The following is a 1,878-nucleotide window of genomic DNA, read 5'->3' as shown; positions in this document are numbered from 1 at the left end:
GCCTTTAGTGGCATGGGAGAGATTCTGTTGCAGCAGCGCCGCGTAGCCGCTGTCCAACTCCAGTTGCTCGGCCGCGGTCAAGGGATCACCGTGCAGCACATAGACGCAACCACGCAGGCAGCCGTTGGCATCGCGTGAGCGCTCCACCAAACTGAGCCAGCGGGTGGTGCGTAAGACATTCAGCGCCCGGGCGATGGTTTCCCGCGAGGCCTGGTTACCGCAGGGACTGGTCGCCAGGTAGGGCTGCAGGTCCTGGTAACGTGGGGTCTTGACCTTACGTTCGGTGATCAGCCAGCGCAGCACCTGCCAGGTATTACGTTCCAGTGGCGTCAGCCGGCGGTCCAGCAGCAAGGTCTGCGGCAGCGGGTTATTGTCGCCGTAGTAGATCGTCCGCACCGCGGGCTCCTGGGTGGGGACAATCAGTTTGCCGTTCGCCGCGTACCACTCATTTCGGCGCCGAAGGGCGTCGTAGCACTGACGCACCACGTCCTGCCAGTCGACCTCGTAAAAGCTCAGCATGGTGTGCCTCCGTACAGTTCGACCTGTTGCCAGACCAGGGTCAGGCTGATGTGTTGCTCCTCGGCCAGCATCATCATGGTGTCCAGCGGATCGTTGTCCGGATCCTCTGTGCGCAGCTGGCTCCAGCGATTCCACACAGCATGCTCCTGCACTTCACTGAGCTGGACCGGCCGACCGCGGTGCGTCTCGATCTTCAGCACACGGCGGCGCAGCGCGGTCTCCGAATGGTCCAGGCCGAAGCAGCGGTACATGATGTTGGAGCTCGCGCCCAATTTGAGCGCACGATTGATCAACCGCTCGTTCTGTTCGTCGCGTTCGGCCTGGACGATCAGGCGGCGCAACACGGTGATGTCGACCTTCACTTCGACCCAGGCGATCGACGAGTGCGCCAGGTGAGACAAGGTGGTCGGCGGCAGCGACTGCAGCACCTCGATGTCTTCATCGGCCAGGCCCAGGGCCTTGCAGCGCTGCAACCTACCATGGCGCAGCTCATGCAGCACCTGGTTCAACATGGCATGATTCAACAGATTGAAAGTCGTGCTCATGAGGTGGCTCCTCACGTTATCGAGTGGACGACAGCGTCAGTTCGATCAACTGGCGGGCGTGGCGAATCAGCGTGAACAACTGCTCCAGCTGGGCATCAGGAAGTCGTTCAAGACCCACCGTCAGGGCTGGGCGGTCGGTGAAGGGCAGGTCGTAGACGCCGATCAGCAGTTGACCAAACAGGGCTGCCGGCAACTGCTGGCGTTCCTTCCAGCTCACGTCGTCCTGTAGGCGCAGAACGGCGGAGAGCAATAGCTGGATACCGGTGTGCCGCGGGCTAACGTGCTCGCCATGCTTCGGTGAAAGCGTGAAACCCAGCCCGTCCGCGAGCGGGCTGATCATGTTCCCAGCGTCTGCGTAAACGGCTAGGTCTGCGGCCAAGGAGGCACAGCTCCCGCGCAAGGTGCTGATAACGTCCAATGGTGCTGTGCCCGACGCCGTCACGACCGGCGTCGGAACATCCTTGAAATTGTCCAGGTGCTTTTCCGACAATGGCTCGTCCCCCAACGCCTGGCGTATATCGGGCAGGCGTGGTGCTTGCTGCGCCAAGAGACCTGCACCAGTTTCCGTCGGCTCCGGACTGGGTATCGCCGTCGGCGCTTTTGGCGGATGTGCAGGTGAAGGCGAGGACCTTGCAAGCTCACCCGCTGGAGTAGGGGAAGGGGAATGAGTGCTGTCGGTTGGGGGCAGCGAAGGGGATTGCTCCTGGTGCATCTCCAGAGCCAACAGACGAGGTGTTTGCTCTAGGCTCACCGCCATTCTGGCAATCAGTTCATCCTGCAGCTCACTCGACTCCAGTTCGGGCTTTTCACCGTC

General features: G+C 61.8%; 2 protein-coding genes and 1 pseudogene. All 3 read right to left on the bottom strand.

The window, feature by feature from the left end:
* On the bottom strand, window positions 1-519 hold a 519-nt coding region (locus HP546_RS29790; protein WP_256678575.1), incomplete at its 3' end, for an STY4528 family pathogenicity island replication protein.
* On the bottom strand, window positions 513-1,064 hold the full coding sequence (locus tag HP546_RS29785; protein ID WP_172233327.1) for a DUF2857 domain-containing protein: 552 nt from the start codon (window positions 1,062-1,064) through the stop codon (window positions 513-515). The genes HP546_RS29790 and HP546_RS29785, both read right to left, overlap by 7 nt.
* A 16-nt stretch (window positions 1,065-1,080) precedes the next feature.
* Window positions 1,081-1,878 (bottom strand): annotated as a pseudogene (locus tag HP546_RS29780) (chromosome partitioning protein ParB); the annotation flags it as partial.

This window comes from Pseudomonas sp. CM25, assembly GCF_013179705.1.
In the GTDB taxonomy this organism is placed as follows: domain Bacteria; phylum Pseudomonadota; class Gammaproteobacteria; order Pseudomonadales; family Pseudomonadaceae; genus Aquipseudomonas.
The sequence above is the reverse complement of the archived record's forward strand: the minus strand, read 5'-3'. Positions and strand labels throughout refer to the sequence as shown.

Coding starts and splice junctions, on each gene's coding strand:
- HP546_RS29785 (WP_172233327.1), bottom strand. CDS start 1,064: ATGAGCACGACTTTCAATCTGTTGAATCATGCCATGTTGAACCAGGTG.